General features: G+C 75.4%; 17 protein-coding genes. 10 read left to right on the top strand and 7 right to left on the bottom strand.

The features are described from left to right. Positions 1-79: 79 nt before the first annotated feature. On the bottom strand, positions 80-1,636 hold the full coding sequence (locus ACFYUY_RS19475) for an MFS transporter (protein WP_360211203.1): 1,557 nt from the start codon (positions 1,634-1,636) through the stop codon (positions 80-82). 110 nt (positions 1,637-1,746) lie between these two features. Between ACFYUY_RS19475 and ACFYUY_RS19480 the strand changes: the two genes are divergently transcribed. Beyond that, positions 1,747-2,337 (top strand): TetR/AcrR family transcriptional regulator, encoded by a 591-nt coding sequence (locus ACFYUY_RS19480; RefSeq protein ID WP_360211205.1) that lies wholly within the window; start codon positions 1,747-1,749, stop codon positions 2,335-2,337. An 81-nt stretch (positions 2,338-2,418) separates the two neighbouring features. Here the strand turns inward: ACFYUY_RS19480 and ACFYUY_RS19485 are convergent, their stop codons facing one another. After that, on the bottom strand, positions 2,419-2,736 hold the full coding sequence (locus tag ACFYUY_RS19485; RefSeq protein ID WP_387901953.1) for a cupin: 318 nt from the start codon (positions 2,734-2,736) through the stop codon (positions 2,419-2,421). Positions 2,737-2,967: 231 nt separating this feature from the next. Between ACFYUY_RS19485 and ACFYUY_RS19490 the strand changes: the two genes are divergently transcribed. Next, on the top strand, positions 2,968-3,234 hold the full coding sequence (locus tag ACFYUY_RS19490) for a hypothetical protein (RefSeq protein ID WP_360211209.1): 267 nt from the start codon (positions 2,968-2,970) through the stop codon (positions 3,232-3,234). A 141-nt stretch (positions 3,235-3,375) separates the two neighbouring features. Here ACFYUY_RS19490 and ACFYUY_RS19495 read toward each other — a convergent pair whose 3' ends face one another. Then, a complete protein-coding gene (locus tag ACFYUY_RS19495) occupies positions 3,376-4,533 on the bottom strand; it encodes an acyl-CoA dehydrogenase family protein (RefSeq protein ID WP_387901956.1) in 1,158 nt (385 codons plus the stop codon). Between the two features lie 266 nt (positions 4,534-4,799). Between ACFYUY_RS19495 and ACFYUY_RS19500 the strand changes: the two genes are divergently transcribed. After that, a complete protein-coding gene (locus ACFYUY_RS19500) occupies positions 4,800-6,002 on the top strand; it encodes a TetR/AcrR family transcriptional regulator (protein ID WP_387901958.1) in 1,203 nt (400 codons plus the stop codon). Between the two features lie 109 nt (positions 6,003-6,111). On the opposite strand, the gene ACFYUY_RS19505 is transcribed toward ACFYUY_RS19500, so the two are convergent. Continuing rightward, complete coding sequence (locus tag ACFYUY_RS19505) at positions 6,112-6,435, bottom strand: hypothetical protein (RefSeq protein WP_360211215.1); 324 nt, start codon at positions 6,433-6,435, stop codon at positions 6,112-6,114. A 427-nt stretch (positions 6,436-6,862) separates the two neighbouring features. On the opposite strand from ACFYUY_RS19505, the gene ACFYUY_RS19510 reads away from it, so the two are divergent. The 5 genes from ACFYUY_RS19510 to ACFYUY_RS19530 all read left to right on the top strand — a co-directional run bounded on the left by ACFYUY_RS19510 (position 6,863) and on the right by ACFYUY_RS19530 (position 13,888). Then, positions 6,863-7,516, top strand: coding sequence for a VTT domain-containing protein (locus tag ACFYUY_RS19510; RefSeq protein ID WP_360211217.1), 654 nt, complete (start codon positions 6,863-6,865; stop codon positions 7,514-7,516). 323 nt (positions 7,517-7,839) lie between these two features. Beyond that, positions 7,840-9,549: a threonine/serine exporter family protein gene (locus ACFYUY_RS19515; RefSeq protein ID WP_387902136.1), complete on the top strand. Its 1,710-nt coding sequence runs from the start codon at positions 7,840-7,842 to the stop codon at positions 9,547-9,549. A gap of 78 nt (positions 9,550-9,627) precedes the next feature. Next, positions 9,628-10,701 carry a hypothetical protein gene (locus ACFYUY_RS19520; RefSeq protein WP_360211221.1) on the top strand — a complete coding sequence of 358 codons (1,074 nt, stop codon included), beginning with the start codon at positions 9,628-9,630 and terminating at the stop codon, positions 10,699-10,701. Positions 10,702-10,982: 281 nt separating this feature from the next. Then, positions 10,983-12,287 (top strand): C40 family peptidase, encoded by a 1,305-nt coding sequence (locus ACFYUY_RS19525; RefSeq protein WP_387901962.1) that lies wholly within the window; start codon positions 10,983-10,985, stop codon positions 12,285-12,287. Positions 12,288-12,607: 320 nt separating this feature from the next. Further along, positions 12,608-13,888 carry a GNAT family N-acetyltransferase gene (locus ACFYUY_RS19530; protein WP_360211225.1) on the top strand — a complete coding sequence of 427 codons (1,281 nt, stop codon included), beginning with the start codon at positions 12,608-12,610 and terminating at the stop codon, positions 13,886-13,888. Positions 13,889-13,922: 34 nt separating this feature from the next. On the opposite strand, the gene ACFYUY_RS19535 is transcribed toward ACFYUY_RS19530, so the two are convergent. Next, the gene (locus ACFYUY_RS19535; RefSeq protein ID WP_387902139.1) at positions 13,923-14,714 is read right to left on the bottom strand and encodes a TetR family transcriptional regulator; all 792 of its coding nucleotides are present in this window, start codon (positions 14,712-14,714) and stop codon (positions 13,923-13,925) included. A 192-nt stretch (positions 14,715-14,906) separates the two neighbouring features. Here ACFYUY_RS19535 and ACFYUY_RS19540 point away from each other — a divergent pair, with 192 nt between their 5' ends. Continuing rightward, positions 14,907-15,476 (top strand): GNAT family N-acetyltransferase, encoded by a 570-nt coding sequence (locus ACFYUY_RS19540; RefSeq protein ID WP_387901965.1) that lies wholly within the window; start codon positions 14,907-14,909, stop codon positions 15,474-15,476. Here the strand turns inward: ACFYUY_RS19540 and ACFYUY_RS19545 are convergent. Both ACFYUY_RS19545 and ACFYUY_RS19550 read right to left on the bottom strand, forming a co-directional pair. Further along, complete coding sequence (locus ACFYUY_RS19545; protein ID WP_360211231.1) at positions 15,461-15,940, bottom strand: macro domain-containing protein; 480 nt, start codon at positions 15,938-15,940, stop codon at positions 15,461-15,463. The genes ACFYUY_RS19540 and ACFYUY_RS19545 overlap by 16 nt on opposite strands. Positions 15,941-15,949: 9 nt before the next feature. Next, positions 15,950-17,332: an MFS transporter gene (locus ACFYUY_RS19550; protein WP_387901969.1), complete on the bottom strand. Its 1,383-nt coding sequence runs from the start codon at positions 17,330-17,332 to the stop codon at positions 15,950-15,952. Positions 17,333-17,462: 130 nt separating this feature from the next. Between ACFYUY_RS19550 and ACFYUY_RS19555 the strand changes: the two genes are divergently transcribed. Next, positions 17,463-18,425: a LysR family transcriptional regulator gene (locus tag ACFYUY_RS19555; protein WP_387901972.1), complete on the top strand. Its 963-nt coding sequence runs from the start codon at positions 17,463-17,465 to the stop codon at positions 18,423-18,425. Positions 18,426-18,578: the final 153 nt, after the last annotated feature.

An 18,578-nucleotide genomic window follows, 5' to 3' on the forward strand; every position in this document is an offset into this window, starting at 1 on the left:
GGGAACGGCGGAGAGCCCCCGCCCGGGTGGGCGGGGGCTCTCGATGACTCGCGTGGACCGGGCCGGCCGGGTGGGCCGGTCAGGCGGTGACCGTTTCGGCCCCGGCCTTCGGGGCGGGGGCGGCGGCGGGGAGGTGGCCCATCAGGCGGCGGGCCAGCACCGCGGCGCCGAGGGCGAAGACCAGGCCGACGACGGCGGCGACGTGCAGGCCGTCGGTGAAGGCGGTCCGGGCGGTCTCCAGCAGGTCGGAGCCGAGCCGGTCGGGGAGGTGGGCGGCGGTGGTCACCGCGCCGCCGAGGGTGTCCCGGGCGGCCCGGCCGGCCTCGCCGTCGAGCCCGGCCGGGAGGGCGCCGTCCAGCTGGTGGCGGTAGACCGCGGCGCCGGCCGCGCCGAGCAGGGCGATGCCGAGCGAGCTGCCCAGTTCGACGGCGGTCTCGGAGGTGGCGGAGGCGGCGCCGGCCCGCTCGACGGGTGCGGCGGAGACGACCATCTCGGCGGTCATGGTCATGGTGCCGACGGTGCCGGCGGCGAGCACGCCCGCCGCCACGAGGATGACCGCCAGCGGGGAGTGGGCGCCGACCGCGGTCATCATCGCGAAGCCCGCGGCGGCGACGAGGAAGCCGCCGCCCATCAGGACCGCCGGGCGGACCCGGCCGGCCAGCGCCGAGGTGATCCCGACGGCCGCACCGACGCCGAGGCTGGGCGCGAGCGACCAGAGCGAGGCGGTGAGCGGGCTCATCCCCTTGACCAGCTGCAGGTACTGCGAGGTGAAGAGGGAGAAGCCCATCATCGCGAACATCGCGATGGTGTTGACGGTGATCGCGCCGGTGAAGGTGCGGATCCGGAACAGGCCGAGGTCGAGCAGCGGGTGGGCGGCGGTGCGCTGGCGCCGGACGAACGCGGCGCCGAGCAGCAGACCGGCCGGGATGGCGAGGGCGGGCAGCGGGTGCCAGCCGTCGACGGCGAGGGTCTTGACCCCGTAGACGAGCGGGAGGATCGCGGCGATCGAGAGGGCGGCGCCGGGCAGGTCGAAGCGGCCGGCGGGGGTGGCGGCGCGGTGCTCGGGGAGCACGGCGGGGGCGGCGAGCAGGACCAGGGCCATCACCGGGACGGCGGGCAGGAACGCGGAGCCCCACCAGTAGTGGTCGAGCAGCAGGCCGCCGGCGACGGGGCCGAGGGTGGCGCCGGCGGTGAGGACGCCGCCCCAGGCGCCGAGGGCGGCCTGCCGCTGCCGCGGGTCGTGGAACATCGTGCGGATCAGCGCGAGCGTCGAGGGCATCACGGTGGCCCCGGCGACGCCGAGCAGGGCGCGGGCGGCGATCAGCCCGCCGGCGGTGTCGGCCCTGGCGGCCAGCAGTGAGGCACCGATGAACCCGGCCGCGCCGACCATCAGAAGCCGGCGCCGGCCGATGCGGTCGCCCAGCGCGCCCATGGTGATGAGCAGGCCGGCGAGCAGGAACGAGTAGATGTCCATGATCCACAGCTGCTGGGTGCCGCTGGGGGCCAGCTCGGTGGAGATGTACGGGACGGCGAAGAAGAGGACGCCCATGTCCATCGCGAGGACGAGCGTCGGGAGCAGGAGGACGGCCAGGCCGATCCATTCGCGGCGGCCTGCGCGGCCGGTGGTTGCGGTCATGGGGATGACAGTACGGATGTGTCAGACGCTTGTCTAGTACAGATGTGTAAATCGATCGTCCAAGACATTCGTGCAAGACATTCGTCCAGACCTTCCGTAGGATTCGGGGCATGGGAAACCGCGAAGACCTGATGGCCGGCGCCAAGCGCTGCCTGTACGAGAAGGGCTACGGACGCACCACGGCCCGCGACATCGCGACCGCCTCGGGCGTCAGCCTCGCCGCGATCGGCTACCACTTCGGCTCCAAGGACGCCCTGCTCAACGCGGCGATGATCGAGGCGATCGGGGACATGGGGGCGGCCCTGGGGGCCGTCGTGGACGCCGCCAACCAGGTCTCGGCCGACCCGGAGGAGCGCTTCGCCGCCGTCTGGGACGGCCTGCGCGGCGTCTTCGCCACGCACCGCGGACTCTGGGCGGCCCAGTTCGAGGCGCTCGCCCAGACCGGGCACGCCCCCGAACTGGCGGAGGCGTTCGCGGGCGCGCAGAAGGAGGGCCGGCTCGGCCTGGCCGCGCTGTTCCAGGGGCTGCCCGAGGTCCCGGACACCGAGGAGGAACTCGTCCGCGGCGCCTTCTACCAGACCCTGCTGGCCGGGTACGCCGCGCAGTGGCTGGCCTCCCCGGACCAGGTGCCGAGCGGGCGGGAGTTCCTGCGCGGGCTGCGCCTGGTCAGCGGCGGGGTGCTCGGCCCGGCCGCCGCCTGAGGGCGGGCGCCCTCACGGTGCGGTGACGGCGGTCACTCTCACGGTGCGGTGACGGCGGGCCTCATGCGGTGACGGCGGGCCTCATGCGGTGACGACGGTCAGCAGCACCACCGAGTCGACGTGGGCCAGCAGCCCGTGCCGCTCCTGGGGCACCGGTTCCAGCCGCCCCGTCGGCAGTTCCAGGTGCCGGCCGGCGATGGTCAGCGAGACCCGGCCGCGCAGCACCTGCACGCTGCCGGCGGTGGGCGGGGTGTGCTCGTCCAGCGAGGTGCCGGCGGTCAGGGCGATCACGGTCTGCCGCAGGAGGCCGTCGTGCAGCACCAGGTGGGCGCTGCGCCCGTGCGGGCTCTCGGCCGCGCGGGCGGCGTGCTCCACGGCGAGCTGTTCGAGATCGGGCATCGGGCGTCCTCCCGGCCCCGCCGGCCGGGGTCCTGCGCCCAGGGTCGCGGACGCGTCCGCTCCGCGCACCCGGAGCCGGCGGTCCGCCCCCCGGTCCGCCCGGGCCGTCCACTCCACCGGCCCGCCCGCCGCGGGCCCGGCGGAGCCTGTCCGGGGCCCGTCCGGGGCCGTCGACGCCCGCCCGGAGTCGTTCGACGTGCGACTCCCGCCGAGTGCCCGCATCGTGGAGGCATGGCGACCAACCAGAATCTTTTCAGCGGCTTCCAGGTCAACCGCCCGATGCTGGCCGGCGGTGCGGTGCTCAGCGGCGTCGGCGCCGTGATCGGCATGGCCGGCGCGGTGATGGTGTGCGCGGCACTGGCCACGGCCGGCCGCAACTGGATGCGCGGGCTCGACACCCCGCCGTCCGCGATGGCCCACCGGGCACTGCACGAGGCGAAGGTGGCGTCCAACGCCGGCTGGGAGGCCTGGCGCACCGAGCACAGCTCGCCCAACTGACCGCGGCCCCGCCGTCCGGGCGCACCCGACCGGCCGGCCCGCGCCGCCACCGCGCGGCGCGGCGGGCCGCCATGGGGGTGCGGCCCGCCGCGGCCGTGAACCGGACCGCGGGCCGGGCGACGCCCGCGGTCCGAGCAGCGCCTACAGCCCGAGCGACTTGGCGATGATGCTGCGCATGACCTCGCTGGTGCCGCCGTAGATCCGGAAGACCCGGTTGTCGGTGTAGAGCCGGGCGATCGGGTACTCCAGGATGTAGCCGTAACCGCCGTGCAGCTGAAGGCACTTGTCGATCACGACGGACGCCGACTCGGTGCAGAACAGCTTGGCGGCGGCCGCGTCGGCCACGCTCAGCTCGCCGTTCTGGTACAGCTCCAGCGCCCGGTCGACCATCGACTGCTGCGCCACCACCTGGGCCTCGCAGTCGGCGAGGGTGAACTTGGTGTTCTGGAACTCCGCGACGGCCTTGCCGAACACCTTGCGGTCCTTGACGTACTGCACCGCGAACCGCACCGCGGCGGCGGCGGACGCGTACGCGCCGACCGCGATCGCCAGCCGCTCCTGCACCAGGTTGTGGGTCAGGTAGGCGAAGGCCATGCCCTCCTCGCCGAGCAGGTCCTCCACCGGCACCTTGACGTCGCTGAACGCCAGTTCGGCGGTGTCCGAGGTGCGCAGGCCGATCTTCTGCAGCTTGCGGCCCACGCTGTACCCCGCGGAGGCGGTGTCCACGCAGAGGATGGAGAGCCCGGCCCGGCGGTTCTCCGGGTCGTACGGCGCGGTGCGGCAGACCACCAGGACGAGGTCGGCCAGCACGCCGCCGGTGATGAAGGTCTTGGCGCCGTTCAGGACGTAGTGGGTGCCGTCCTCGGAGAGCCGGGCGGTGGTGGTGATGCCCGCGAGGTCGGAGCCGGCGCCCGGCTCGGTCATCGCGATCGCCGTCATGATGTCGCCGGAGACGAAGCCGGGCAGCCAGCGCCGCTTCTGCTCCTCGTTCGCGTACTCCAGCAGGTACGGCAGGACGAGCCCGGTGTGCACGCCCGAGGAGCCGAAGCTCACGCCGGCTCTGGCGGTCTCCTCGGCGATCACGGCCTGGTACTTGAAGCCGCTCTCGCCGGCGCCGCCGTACTCCTCCGGCACCTCGATGCCGTAGACGCCGAGCTCGCCTAGCTGGCGGTAGAAGTCGCGCGGCGGGTGCCCCTCGGCCTCCCAGCTCTCGTAGACCGGGACGACCTCGTTGGCGATGAAGTCCCGGATGGTCTCCCGGAAGGCCTCGTGGTCCTCGTTGAACACGGTGCGGCGCACGGTGGCGCTCCCTTCGGTGGCGACCGGCCGGTGGGGCCGGCGGAGGCTGAACGTGCCAGGTGATGGCCCCACAAGTTAATCCCGGGTAGCTTCGGCTGTCCAGGGTCGACGAGGCCGGAAACGGGCGGTGGTCGCGGGCTCGCGGTGCCGTCAAGTGAATCCTTGCTAGCCTGATCCCAAGAGTCCGGGAGTCCGGGAGTCGGCAGGGTCCGGGGGGCCGGCGGCGCCGCGGTCCGGCGGCCGGAGCGGACGGGAGGGAGGCGGCCATGGTGGTCCGGAGGCCGCCCGGTCGGCGCGCCCAGATCCTCGCGGTGGCGGCCGACCGCTTCCACCGCAGCGGCTACCACCAGGTCTCCATGAGCGAGGTCGCGGCCGGGGTCGGCATCACCGCGCCGGCCCTCTACCGGCACTTCCGCGGCAAGCCCGAACTGCTCGACCGCGCCGTCCGGTTGGGCCTGGACGCGCTGGCCGACGGGCTGCGCGCGGCCCGCACCGGCGGCGAGCTCGGTGCCGCGCTGGCCGCCGTCGCGGTCGGGCACCGCCCGCTCGGCACCCTGGTGCAGCGCGACGCCCGGCTGCTGCCACCCGCCCGGCGGGCCGAGCTGCGCCGCGAGCTGCGCGCCGACGTCCGGCTGATGGCCGCCGTGCTGGGCGCGGAGCGCCCCGAACTGTCCGCTCCGGACGTCGAGTTGATCTGCTGGTCGGCGCTCTCGGCGGCTGCCGGGCTCTCCTACCAGACGGTCGCGCCGCAGCCCCGCCGAGCCGAGGCGGTGCTGCGCGACCTGGTCGCCGCCGTCCTCGCGGTCGGCCCGGGTACCGCGGAGGCCGGCTCCGCCGCCCGGGGCGCCCGGGTCACCGAAGCCGTCCCGGCCTCCCGGGCCGTCGCTGCCGCCGACCCGCTGCCCGCCCCCCGGCCGCCGGCCCGCCGGGAGGAACTGCTCGCCGCGGCCGTGCGGCTCTTCCACCAGCGCGGCTTCGACAACGTCAGCACCGACCAGCTCGGCGCCGCCGTGGGCATCTCCGGCCCCAGCGTGTACCGGCACTTCGACAGCAAGGCCCAGCTGCTCGCCGCCTCGCTGGTGCGCAGCCGTGAGCGGCTCTGGCAGCAGGTGGACGGTGCGATCACGGCCGCCGACGGCCCGCGGGCCGCACTCGAGGCCGGCCTGGGCGCCTACGTCGGCTTCGCGCTGCGCAACGGGGACTACCTGGGCGCGATGCTCAGCGAGACGGAGCGGCTGGCCCCGCCCGACCGGCGGGCCGCGGTGGACTTCCGGCGCGACTTCCTGCGGACCTGGGTCGGCCTGCTGCGCGAGGTCCGGCCCGGCTACGACGCGGTCGAGGCCCGGATCCGGGTCCACGCCCTGTTCGCACTGGTCAACGACGGGGTCCGGAACCGTCCGCACAGTGCCCGGCCGGACCTCGGCGAGTGCCTGCTGCGCCTGGGCCGGGCCGTCCTGGGCTCGTCCTGAACGGCCGCGGCCGGGCGCCCGCCCCCGCCCGGAGGGAACGGGCGCCCGGCCCGGTGGGGCGCCCGGTGGCAGACCCCGGGAGCGGCGCCTGGGCCCTGTCGGGCCCGCCTCAGTACAGGACGTGCGGGTAGTAGACCCGGGCGTCGACGTTGCCGTTGCCCTGCAGGGCGCCGATGTTGCCGCCGTTGCCGGTCACGGCCAGCCCGTTGTTCTGGTTGGCGGCGCCCGAACCGGTCGCGGTCTGCTGGGTGTTGACCACGTTGCCGGTCACGTTGCCGATGATGTTGCCGGAGCCGGTGTTGTTCACGACGCTGCTGTTGGAGTGGTCGACGGCGCCGGCGCCGTTGTCGGCGTGGGCGGCGGTGGCGCCGATGCCCACGAGGAGGAACGCCCCGAGGGCGGTGACGGCGGCGGCTGCGCGAATACGGGACACGCTGGTCTCCCTGAGCTGGGGTGCGAAATGTGGCGCGATCCGGAGTGGCCGCTCCGTGGCGCCGTTGCCTGACGTCGCACGTTCAGCATTCACCAGCGGCGTGGACGAACTCCACCGTACGGGTGGCAATTCCCCCGATGGTGTCATGGCGTTGTCGTATCCGGGTTCCGCCGGACGGCCCGACGGGCGCCGTCCGGCCGGCCGAATCCGTTGTGGGAAGGGCGAGTTGAGGGCCAGGCCGGGATTCTTCGGCAACCCTCCGCTGTCAACCAAGAGTTGACCGGGTGCTCTCGAAGGTCCGGCGGGGCGGGACGGGGGCGGGGTGCCTCGCCCCGCCCGGTCGGGGAACCATTCCGGAGGCCGACGAGTCTTGGTGAATGCTTTACCTTTTCATTGCCAAGACTCGACCTCCCGGAGTGCCCGCACCGTGACCAGCCTCGCCCTCGGCCCGTCCTGGCTCGATCCGACCCACCTGATCTCGACCTTCGGCCTGCTCGGCATCCTGGCCATCGTCTTCGCCGAGTCCGGCCTGCTGATCGGCTTCTTCCTGCCCGGCGACTCGCTGCTCTTCACCACCGGCCTGCTGGTGGCCGGCGGCACGTACCTGCACCAGCCGCTCTGGCTGGTCTGCGCGCTGGTGGTGGCCGCCGCGGTGGCCGGGGACCAGGTCGGCTACCTGTTCGGCCGCAAGGTCGGGCCGGGGCTGTTCCGCCGCCCCGACTCCCGCCTGTTCAAGCAGGAGAACGTCGAGAAGGCCGCCGCCTTCTTCGACCGGCACGGGCCCAAGGCGATCGTGCTGGCCCGCTTCGTGCCGATCGTGCGCACCTTCACCCCGATCGTCGCCGGGGTGAGCAGGATGAACTACCGCACCTTCGTGGTCTTCAACGTCGTCGGCGGCGTCCTGTGGGGCGCCGGGGTCACCGTGCTCGGCTACTTCCTCGGCCGGATCCCGTTCGTCCGGGAGAACATCGAGGCCATCCTGGTCGGCATCGTGCTGGTCTCGGTGGTCCCGGTGGCCGTCGAACTGCTCCGGGCCCGCCGCTCCGGCGCGGCCGCCGCCAGCCGTCACCGCGCCGGGTAGGCGCCCGTGGGGATGGTCACGCTACGTCGCGTACATGTGCGTCCGGCTGTTCGATCAGGCAAGGTGTAACCCGAGATCGAACGGTGGCAGGCGGCCACCAGGGGTGGCGAGGAGCGGAAGTGCCGAAGCGGGGCCGACCGGGCGGCGGCAAGCGGGCGAGGGGGGGCCGGGCGGTCCGCCAGGCGCGGCGGACACCGCCGGTCCGGCCGGTGGACCCGGCCGAGGCACCGCCCACCGAGGGCCTGCTCGGCCACCCGGCCCCGCTCGTCGAGCCCGTCACCGTCGTCCCGCTCGTTCCGCCGATCCCGGAGACCAGGGGCCTGCTGAACCCGGAGCCGGAGCCGGAGCCGGAGCCGGAGCCGGAGCCGGAGCCGGAGCCGGAGCCGGAGCCGGAGCCGGAGCCGGAGTCCGAGGCCCAGCCCGCGTTCGAGCCCGATCCGGCCGTCGCGGCCGGGCCGCACCCCGGACTGGAGCCGTCGGGCGGGGCCGCCCGGCCGGCCCGGCGCCGCTCGGTCGCCGAGGACACCCTCACCCCCGAGGAGTGGCGGGCCGCCGGCTACACGCCGCCCACCGGCATCCCCGTCGCGGACCTCACCCCCGGCGCGCCCGGCGAGGCGCCCTGGCCGGACCGGATGCGCACCCTGCTGCGCACCCCGATGTCCGAGCGGCCCGCCTTCGAGCGGACCGCCCGCGAACTGCACCCCTCCGCGGCCGCGACCCGCAACGTCCCGCGCATCCTCGACCTGACGCTGCGCATCGGCGAGCTGCTGCTGGCCAGCGGGGAGGCCGCCGAGGACGTCGAGGCCGCGATGCTCGGCATCGCGCACGCCTACCGGCTGGACCACTGCGAGCCGCAGGTGACCTTCACCCTCATCGGCATCTCGCACCAGCCCTCGCTGGTCGAGCCGCCGATCACCGCCGACCGCGTGGTGCGCCGCCGCACCTCCGACTACACCCGGCTGAACGCGGTCTACGAGCTGGTCGCGGACATCACCGCCGAGAAGGTCACGGTCAACGACGCCTACCGCCGGCTCGCCGCGATCCGCCGCAACCGCCACCCCTACCCGGCCTGGTTCCTCGCGCTGACCACTGGTCTGCTGGCCGGCGCGGCCACCTTCCTGGTCGGCGGGCGGGCCGACGACAAGGCCTGGCTGGTCTTCGCCAGCGCCTTCGTCGCGGCCGTCCTGGGCGACCGGCTGGCCTCCATGCTGGCCCGGCGCCGGCTGCCGGAGTTCTACCAGTTCGTGGCGGCCGCGATGCCGGCCGCGGCCTCCGGGATCATCCTGTCCTTCAACGACTGGGGGCTGCGCGGTTCGGTGGTGATCACCGGCGGCCTGTTCGCGCTGCTGCCCGGGCGGGCCCTGGTCGCCGCCGTCCAGGACGGTCTGACCGGCTTCTACATCACCGCCGCGGCACGCCTGCTGGAGGTGATCTACCTGGTCGCGGGCATCGTGATCGGGGTGATGCTGATCCTCTACCTGGGCGTCGGCTTCGAGGCGAAGCTGCGGCCGGACGAGAGCCTGGTGGGCGTCAGCTACCCGCCGGTCCAGATGATCGCGGCGCTGGTGCTCACCCTGGCCTTCGCCACCCTGCTGCAGACCGACCGGCGCTCGCTCGCCCTGGTCACGCTGAACAGCGGCATCGGCTGGGCCAGCTACGGCGTCCTGGCCTACAACGCGGGCCTGTCCCCGATCGCGGCCACCGGGGTGGCGGCGGGCCTGGTCGGCCTCTTCGGGCAGCTGATGGCGCGCTACCGCAACGGCTCGGCGCTGCCGTACGTGACCGCCGCGATCGGCCCGCTGATGCCCGGGTCGGCGCTCTACCTCGGGATGCTCTCCTTCGCGCAGGGCCACTCCAGCGCCGGCCTGGTGTCGGTCTCCCGGGCGGCGGCGATCGCGATGGCGCTGGCGATCGGCGTGAACCTCGGGGGCGAGATCGCCCGACTCTTCATGAAGCTCCCGGTCGGCGGCGAGCGCCCGTCGCTGTACCCGATGGGCCCGCGCCGGGCGGCCAAGCGCACCCGCGGGTTCTGACCGGGCGTTGGACCGGTGTTGGCCTCCGGGCCACGTCACGGCCGACCGGACGCAGGACCAGGAACGAAGGTAAGAAGCATGACCACACTGCTGGACGGCTACCGCGAGCACATCCTCGCCGCGCACAAGCAACCGCTGCTCCTGCTGCTGGTCGGCTTCATCACCTCCTTCGTCTTCATCCGCTTCAGCGTCCGGATGATCCGCGCCCAGGTCCGCTGGTGGCCGGGCAACGTCACCCCCGGCGGCCTGCACATCCACCACATGGTGTTCGGCCTGGGCTTCCTGCTGGCCGGGGGCATCGGGGTGTTCGCCACCTACGGCGGGCACCCGTGGATCGACTGGTTCGGGCTGGTCTTCGGCATCGGCTGCGGCCTGGTGCTGGACGAGTTCGCCCTGATCCTGCACCTGGACGACGTCTACTGGAGCGAGCAGGGCCGCAAGTCGGTGGACGCGGTGATCTTCGGGATCCTGTTCACCGCCCTGCTGCTGGTCGGGTACGTGCCGCTCGGCGTGGTGCCCGGCGAGGAGACCAGGTGGGGCCTGATCACCGTGATCTCGGTGAACGCGCTGGCCTCGGTGATCACCCTGATCAAGGGCAAGATGTGGACCGGCCTGCTGGGCATCATGGTCCCCGGCCTCTCCTGGATCGGGGCGATCCGGCTGGCCCGGCCCAGCAGCCCGTGGGCCCGCTGGCGGTACGCCACGCGCCCCCGCCGGCGGGCGCGTGCGCTCCGGCGCGAGCGCCTGCTGCACCGGCGCGCCGACCGGGCCCGCACCTGGCTCTTCGACCTGATCGCGGGTGCGCCGGACAAGGTGCCGGCGAACCACCCCGCCGCGCACCGGGTGGCCGAGCGGATGGCCGCCCGGGCCACCGCCCACCTCGACGCGCACGCCGCCCGGGCGCTGGCCCGGCGCCAGGCCCGGCTGGCCGACCGCCGCTCGGCGGCCGCCGCCGGCTCCCCGCTCGGCCCGGGGGAGGGCGCGGCCTTCGGGCCGGTCGGCCTCCCGGGCCCGTCCCGCGGCGCCCAGCAGCGCCGCCGGGCGGTCCGGGCGGGCCGCAACCGGACGTACGCGGTCCGGCCGACCGGGCTGGAGCGGCGCTCCTCGCGGCACCCCCACCTGCGGACCCACACCCCCCGGATCCACCGGTAGGCCGCCTCCCCCGGGGGCTGGGCCGAAGCCGACTCCTGGTCGGATCATCCGATGGTCACCCGACCGGCGGACCGTGTTCGGGGTGGGAAAGGCGCCGGAGTTGAGAACATGATCGGCGAGTGACCGTTCTGTCACGTGATGGGATGATTCGCCGGAGCTCCTCGGACCGGCTGCCCGGCCGCCCGGCCGCCCAGGCCTTCGGACCGGGAGTCCCGAGGCCTCCGGGGCCCCGGGGGCCGCCCGGCCGTCATCCCCTCCGGACCCGTGAGAAGGGATGTCTCGTGGCACGCAGGCTCCTGCCGACCCTCCTGTTGTCCCTCACCGCCCTGCTCGGGCTGCTCCCCGCCGCCCAGGCCGCGCCGGCCGACCCCGCGCCGGCCGCCGGCCCGGGAGCCCCCGCCGGCCCCGCGACCGGCGACGACCGGTACCCGACCCCCGAGGAGATCGGCCGGTCCCGCGCCGAGGCCGACCGCACGGCGGCCACCGTCACGGCCGTCGAGGCCGGACTCACCGCCGCCCGGGACGAACTCGACCGGGCCGCGCACAGCGCCGAACGGGCCGTCGAGGCCTACAACGGCGCCCAGCTCGCCCTCACCCGGGCCCGCGCCGAGGAGACCGCCGCGGCCGGCCGCGCCACCGCCGCCGAGGCCCGGCGCACCGAGGCCGCCGAGGACGCCGCCCGGCTCGCCGCCGAGACCTACCGGCAGGGCGCGGGCGCCGAACTCTCCGCCCTCAACGCGCTGCTCGGCGCCCGCGGCCCGCGCGAGGCCGGCGACCGCGCCACCGCGGTCGGCGTCGCCAGCGACCGCACCCGGCAGATCCTGGACGCCGCCACCTCCACCGCCGCCGCGGCCGCCCGGGCCTCCGCCGCCGCCCGCACCGCCACCGGGGCCGCCGAGAAGGCCGCCGCCGAGGTCGGCGCCGCCAGGAGCAGGGCGGAGGCCGGGCTCGCCGCCCAGCAGAGCACCGTCGCCGCCACCGCGCGTCGCCGCGAGCAGCTGCTCACCGAACTGGCCGCCGCCCGGCACACCACCGTCGAGCTCGAACGCCGGCGCCGCGAGGCGGTGGAGGCGATCGCCGCCCGCGAGGCCGAGGCCGCCGCCCGCGCCGCCGCCGAGAAGGCCGCCGCCGACCGGGCCGCCGCCGACGCCGCGGCCGCGGAGGCCGTGGGGGCCGCGGGGGCCATGGGGGCCGCACCGCCCGCGGACCGCCCGTGGTCCGCCGAGGGCGCCGCCGCCGCCGTCGCCTTCGCTCGTTCCAAGATCGGCCTGCCCTACGTCTGGGGCGGCGAGGGCCCGGACGGCTACGACTGCTCGGGGCTGACCATGACCGCCTGGCGCGAGGGCGGCCGGTCGCTCAACCACTTCGCCGCCGACCAGTACGCCCAGAGCACCCCGATCGGCTACCGCCAGCTGCGCCCCGGGGACCTGGTCTTCTGGAGCGACACCGGCCGGGCCGCCGACATCCACCACGTCGGCCTCTACATCGGCGACGACCAGATGATCGAGGCCCCCCGGGTCGGCATGCCGGTCAAACAGGCCAGCCTCTGGATCATGGGCACCCCGGACTTCTACGCCCGCCCGTAGCGCCCGGAGGGGTCCCGGGGCCCCTCGCTCGGGACGGGCCGGCGTCGTCGGGGGCCGGGGCTACCGTGGGTGGTCCGACGACCGGGAGGAGACGCCGTGCTGCTGCGGGATGTCCGGGAGGGGGACGTCGAGGCGTACGTCCGGATGCGCTGCGACCCGGTGATGATGGCCCGGCTTCCGGCTGCTCGGCGAGCGGGAGGTCGACTTCGCGGACCGCGTGCTGCGCTGCCACGACTGGGTGGTGACGCCCGGCGAGCACCGCCGGTCGGGCACGGAATAATTCGGATGCCGCCGGACGAGCGCAGCCGTACGGTGGCCCGATGGGCAACAGAACCGATGACGGTGCCGTGGACGTCGTGGACGGCCTCCGGATCCGCGCGATCGCCGAGGACGAGGTCGCCGCGTGGGACCGCGCGCTCGCGACGGGCTTCCTGCGCTCGCACGTGGGCAGCGCGGCGGACTTCCGTCGTCGGCAGTGGGAGCCGGGCCGGATGCTCGGCGGCTTCGACGGCGAGCGCTGCATCGCCACCTTCCGCAGCTTCGACGTCGAGCTGACCGTCCCGGGCGGGGCCGCCGTCCGGGCCGACGCGATCACCGCGGTGACGGTGAGCGCCACCCACCGCCGCCGGGGCCTGCTCGGCGCCATGATGCGCCGGGACTTGGCGGCCGCCGCCGACCGCGGCTCGGCGGTCGCCATCCTGATCGCCGCCGAGTACAACATCTACGGCCGCTACGGCTTCGGCCCGGCCACCCGCGGCCACGGCTGGAACGTGGACCTGCGGCGCACCCGCGGGCTGCGCGAGGGCCTGCCGACCGTCCCCGGCGGCCGGATCGACTTCGTGACCATGGCCGAGCTGCGCGAGGTCGGCGCCGACCTGCACGAGCGCTGGCGCCGCACCCAGCCGGGCGCGATCGCCCGCGACGGGCTGTGGTGGAAGCGCTCCACCGGCGAGCTCCAGGTGCCGGGCTTCGAGTTCAAGGAGCCGTTCGCGGCCGTGCACCGGGACGCCGACGGCGCGGTCACCGGCCTGGTGGTCTACCGGGTCGACGACAAGTGGGACGGCAGCTACCCCGACTGCACGCTCACCGTGGTCGACTTCCTCGCCCTCGACCGGGCGACCGCCGCCGGCCTCTGGCGCTTCGTCCTGTCCGTCGACTGGGTGCGCAAGGTGGTGGTGGAGAACGTCGGCCCGGACGACCCGCTGCCGCTGCTCCTCCAGGACCCGCGCGCCGCCACCCCCCACGTGGACAACGCGGACTTCACCTGGCTGCGGGTGCTGGACGTCGAGGCGGCGTTCGCCGCCCGGACGTACGGCGCCCCGGGCCGGGTGGTGCTGGCGGTCGAGGACCGGCTCGGCTACGCCGCCGGCCACTGGGCGGTCGAGGTGGCCGCGGACGGCACCGGCCGCTGCGTCCGGACCACCGACGACGCCGACCTCGCCCTCGACGCCTCCGTCCTGGGCTCGCTCCACCTGGGCGGCGAGACGGCGCCCCGGCTGGCCGCCGCCGGCCTGCTCACCGAACTGCGCCCGGGCGCGGCCGCAGCCGCCGACCTCCTGCTGCGCACCCCCCTGCAGCCCTGGAACCCGGACGGCTTCTGACCGCCCGCCGGACCCTCCCCGCCGCCGGGCGCGGCTACTTGACGGCGGTCTTGCCGATGGTGGGGAGGATGAAGTCCTGGATGAGGCCCTTGGCGTCGCGGACGATCGGCCGGAAGACCCGGTAGCGGGAGAGGTTGATCACCCGGGCCGCCATGGGGGTGGAGCGGCGGACGAACTCCCTGGTCCGCTCGGTGTCCTCGGTCCGGTCGAAGACCCAGTAGAGGACGACGACCATGAGGTGCAGCCAGAGCACGTCGGGCAGCAGGTCGACCAGTTCGGCGTCCAGCTTCGGTGCCAGTTCGGAGCCCTGCAGCACGTCGCGGAAGAGCTCGACCGCCGTCGCCCGCGCCGGGTGGGACTCGTTGGAGAACGGGCTGAGCGAGCTGTTCGGATCGGCGGCCGTGCGGAAGAACTGGGCGGAGAACTCGTGGTACGGGGCGGCGGTGTCGAGCCAGGAGTCCAGGGCGATCTGCAGCCGCTCGGCGAAGTCCCGGGTGTGGGCCATCCGGCGCCTGGCGTCCGCCGCGTGGTCGTGGGTCATCCGGTCGTAGAACCCCTGGATCAGGAATTCCTTCGCGGAGAAGTAGTAGTAGGCGTTGCCGACCGAGACGCCCGCCTCGGTCGCGATGGCGCGCATGGTGGTCTTCTCGTAGCCGCGTTCCTGGAACAGGCGCATGGCCGTCTCCAGGATCAGCGCCCGGGTCTGCTCGCTCTTGTCGGTCTTCGGTTGCGCCCGCCCGCCGGGCAGGGGCCCGCTGTCCGCGCCGGGTGCGGCCTCGGCCTCGGCCGTGCCGCTCGTGCCGTCCGTTCGGTTCGTCGCTGCCAGGTCGTCCACGGGCACGAGCCTAACCGGAGACGAGGCTCCAGCCGGTGTCGGTGGGTGCGGTACCGGACGTCCCCTCCGCGTCCGGTACCGCACCTGCCGCCCCCATCCTTTCGAACGCGTTCAAAAGCATGGCGGAACTGTAGAGGGTCGGCTTGAACATGTTCAACTCTGTCGGTGTGGGAGGCTCGTCACATGATCAGCCACGGGGAGACCACCATCCGCAGCGGCGGACCGCGGGACGCCGCCGCCGTCGCCGACCTGCACGCCGGCAGCTGGCGCACCGCCTACGAGGGGATCGTCCCCGCGGAGGCGCTCGGCGACGGACTGCCCGCCCAGCGGCGCGAGCTGTGGGAGCTGCGGCTGGGCGCCGACTACGGCGAGCCCTCCGCCGAGCCCGAGCTGCTGATCGCCGAACGGGGCGGGCGGACGGTCGGGTTCGTCTACCTCGTCCCGCAGCCGGACGGCCGGGTGCTGGTCGACAACCTGCACGTCCGCCCCGGGCTGACCGGCGGCGGGATCGGCCGCGCCCTGCTCGCCGCCGGCCGCGCGCACGTCGCCGAGCGGCACCCCGGCGCCGAGCTGTACCTGGAGGTGCTGCGCGACAACACCCGGGCGATCGCCTTCTACGAGCGCGAGGGCGCCGTGCGGACGCGGGCCCAGGAGGGCGTGTTCCCGGGCGGGTACGTGCTGCCCGAGTACGTGTACAGCTGGCCGGCCGAGGCCCCGGCCGCCGAGCCGGCTGCCGCTCAGTCCACGTCGTAGACCGTCACCGGTACGCCCCGGGCCACCAGCCGGGCCGCCACCAGCGGTTCGACCCGCTCCCAGCGCCCGCCCGCCAGGCCGCAGCCGATCCGCGGCATGTGGACGGACGCGCCGAGCTCCAGGGCCCGGTCGCCCAGGGCGGCCAGCGCGGTGTCGATCGCCTCGTACCGGACCGGCACCCCCGTGGAGCGCCCCGTCCGGATGCCGCGCTGGCCGACCATGTTGGCCACCCAGACGTACGGCCCGACCCGCACCAGCTGGAGGGCGCCGAGCCCGAAGTCGTTCCCGGCCCGTTCCCGGTGCCAGCGCCGGAACGCGGCCTCGGGCTCGGGCCAGCGTCCGGACAGCGCGAGCACGAAGCCCTTGCCCCAGCCGCCGAGGTCGTTGCAGACGTGCGCGATCACCTTCACGCCCTTGCCGAGGGGCGCGGTGGCATCGCCGCGGACGTAGGTGATCTCCGTCATGCCCGAACGCTAGACCGGGGCACTGACAGGCCGCTCGGCATTTTCCGCCGGGCCGCCCGGGCCGTCCGGGCCGTCCAAGCAGTCCGAGCCGCCTGGGCCGTCCGGGCGGGTCGGAGCCCCGGGAGCACCGGAGCCCTCGGCGCCGTCCAGCGCCCGTGAGCCGCCCGCGGCCCGCGAGCCGCCGGGGACGCGCAGGTGCCGCCGCCCGGCCAGCGCGATGAGCAGCGCCAGCGAGGCCGCGGCGGCCGGCAGCAGGTAGCCGGTGCCGGGCGCGGCGTGCTCGGCGACCGCCCCGGCGAGCGCCGCGCCGCCCGAGATGCCCACCACGATGCCGGACACCGCCACCGCCATCCCCTCGTTGAACTGTCGCCCCGGCAGCAGCTCCTGGACGAGGGTCATGCCGGTCACCATGGTCGGCGCGGTGGCCGTGCCGCCCGCGAACAGCACCACCCCGAGCAGGCCGAGCCCGGCCCCGCCCAGCCCGGCGGCGAGCGGCAGCAGCAGCACCGCGGCCATCGCCGCGGCCCCGGCGAGGAAGCGCACGCCGGGTGCCCGGCGCGGCGTCAGCAGCCCGAACAGCAGCCCCGCCACGCAGGATCCGCCCGCGACCAGGCCCAGCAGCGGGCCCGCGGCCGCCCGGTGCCCGAGCGCGTCGGCGTACGCCACGGTGGTGATCTCGGTCGCGCCGAAGACCACGCCGGTGGCGAGGAAGGTGAGCACCAGCACGCGCAGCCCGGGCACCCGCAGCGGGGAGCCGGGGGCGTCCTGCGCGGTGCGGGCGGCCGTCGGCGGTTCGGTGCGCCGCTGGGCCGCGAACAGCAGGGCGCCGGCCGCGCCGAACGTCGCGCCGGTGAGCAGTCCGGCCTCCGGGGCGACCGTCGTGCAGAGCGCCGTCGCCAGGACCGGCCCGGTCATGAAGCAGAGCTCGTCCAGCGCCTGTTCGAGCGAGTTGGCCCGGTGCCGGGCGGCCGGGTCCGCCCGGTACAGGTGCGCCCAGCGGGCCCGGGCCATGCCGCCGAGGTTGGGCGTGGCCGCGCAGGCCGCCCAGCAGGCGTAGAGGGTCCAGTCGGGGGCGCCGGACCGGACGCAGAGCAGCAGGGCGACCGGCGGCAGGACGTTGTAGAGCGCGGCCGGGACGGTCACCCGGGCCTGGCCGTAGCGGTCCACCAGCCGCCCGAGCAGCGGCATCCCGATCGCGCCGGTGACCAGTCCGGCCGCCGCGACGCTGCCGGCCAGGGCATACGAGCCGCGCCGCTCGGCGAGCAGGACGACCAGCGAGACGCCGTTCATCGACAGCGCGAGGCGGGCGAGCAGTCCGGTGAGGGTGAAGGCGGCGGCGCCGGGGGCCGCGAACAGCCGCCGGTAGGAGGGGAGGAGGGCGCGCGGGGGCATCGGGCTCCAGGGGAGGCGGAGGGGGGATGCCTCCAGCCTGGCGGCGGCGCCCGGCGGCCGTCCAACACCTGTTCCGCCGCATTCACAACACGCTGTTGTCAATGGCCGTGCGGTTGTTACCCTGCCGCCCATGCCCCGTGACCTGCACCCCCGTCTGCTCCGCGGCTTCGTCGCGACCGCCGAGACCCTGCACTTCGGCCGGGCCGCCGGGCGGCTGCACGTCGCCCAGCAGGCGCTCAGCCGGGACATCAGGGCCCTGGAGGGGATGCTCGGCGACGCGCTGTTCACCCGTACCACCCGCAGTGTCGAACTCACCCCGGCCGGGCTGCGGTTGCTGCCCCGGGCCCGCCGGCTGCTCGCCCTGCACGACGAGATCCTGGGCGACGCCGTCCGGCCGCTGCTGCTCGACCTCAACAGCGACGTCACCGGCCCGGACCTCACCGCCGACCGGGTGCTCGAACGGGCCCGCGCGGCCTGGCCGGAGGGCGAACTGCTGGCCCGCTTCCACGGCGGCCTCGCCGCGGCCGCCGCCGAACTGCTGGCCCACCGGCTGGACGTGTCGTTCGGCCGCTTCGCCGGCCTGCCCGCCCAGCTGCGCAGCCAACTCGCCCAGGTCCCGGTGCGGTTGGAGCGGGTCTCGGTGATGATGGCGGACACCCATCCGCTGGCGGGCCGCCGGGCGCTGCGCCTCGCGGACCTCGCCGGGCACCCCGTCGACGTCTGCGCGGGGAACCCGGCCACCACCGAGTGGGCCGACCTCGGCGTGCGCCTGCTGCGCGAGCACGGCCTGGCGCCGGCCGCGCCGCACGTCCCGCCGGTGGGCGTGGACGAGACCGCCCGCTACCTCGCCCGGCACGGCGACCCGATGCTGACCACGGTCGGCGGACCGAGCCTCCCGGGGGCGGTGAACGTGCCGCTGGTGGAGCCGGTGCCGTTGAGCCTGGTCAGCCTGGTGCACCGGCCCGGCGAGCGGCATCCGGGGCTGGCGGCGCTGGTCGCCGCGGCTGCCGGGTTCGGCGCGGCCGAGGGCTGGCTGCTCCGGCCGGAGGGCAGCTGGCTGCCGGCGCCGGACGCGGCGCTGCTGGCCGGGTGACCGCGGGGCCGCGCCGGCCGCGGGGCCCGGGTGGCCGCGGGGCCCGGGTGGCCGCGGACCGGCCGACCGCGGCGCGACGGCCGGGGGATGCCGCCGCCCCTGCCGTCGGGGGGTCGGCAGGGGCGGCGGGTGGGCGGTGCACCGGCGGCGTCG

Source organism: Kitasatospora sp. NPDC004745 (genome assembly GCF_042873275.1).
Taxonomy (GTDB): domain Bacteria; phylum Actinomycetota; class Actinomycetes; order Streptomycetales; family Streptomycetaceae; genus Kitasatospora.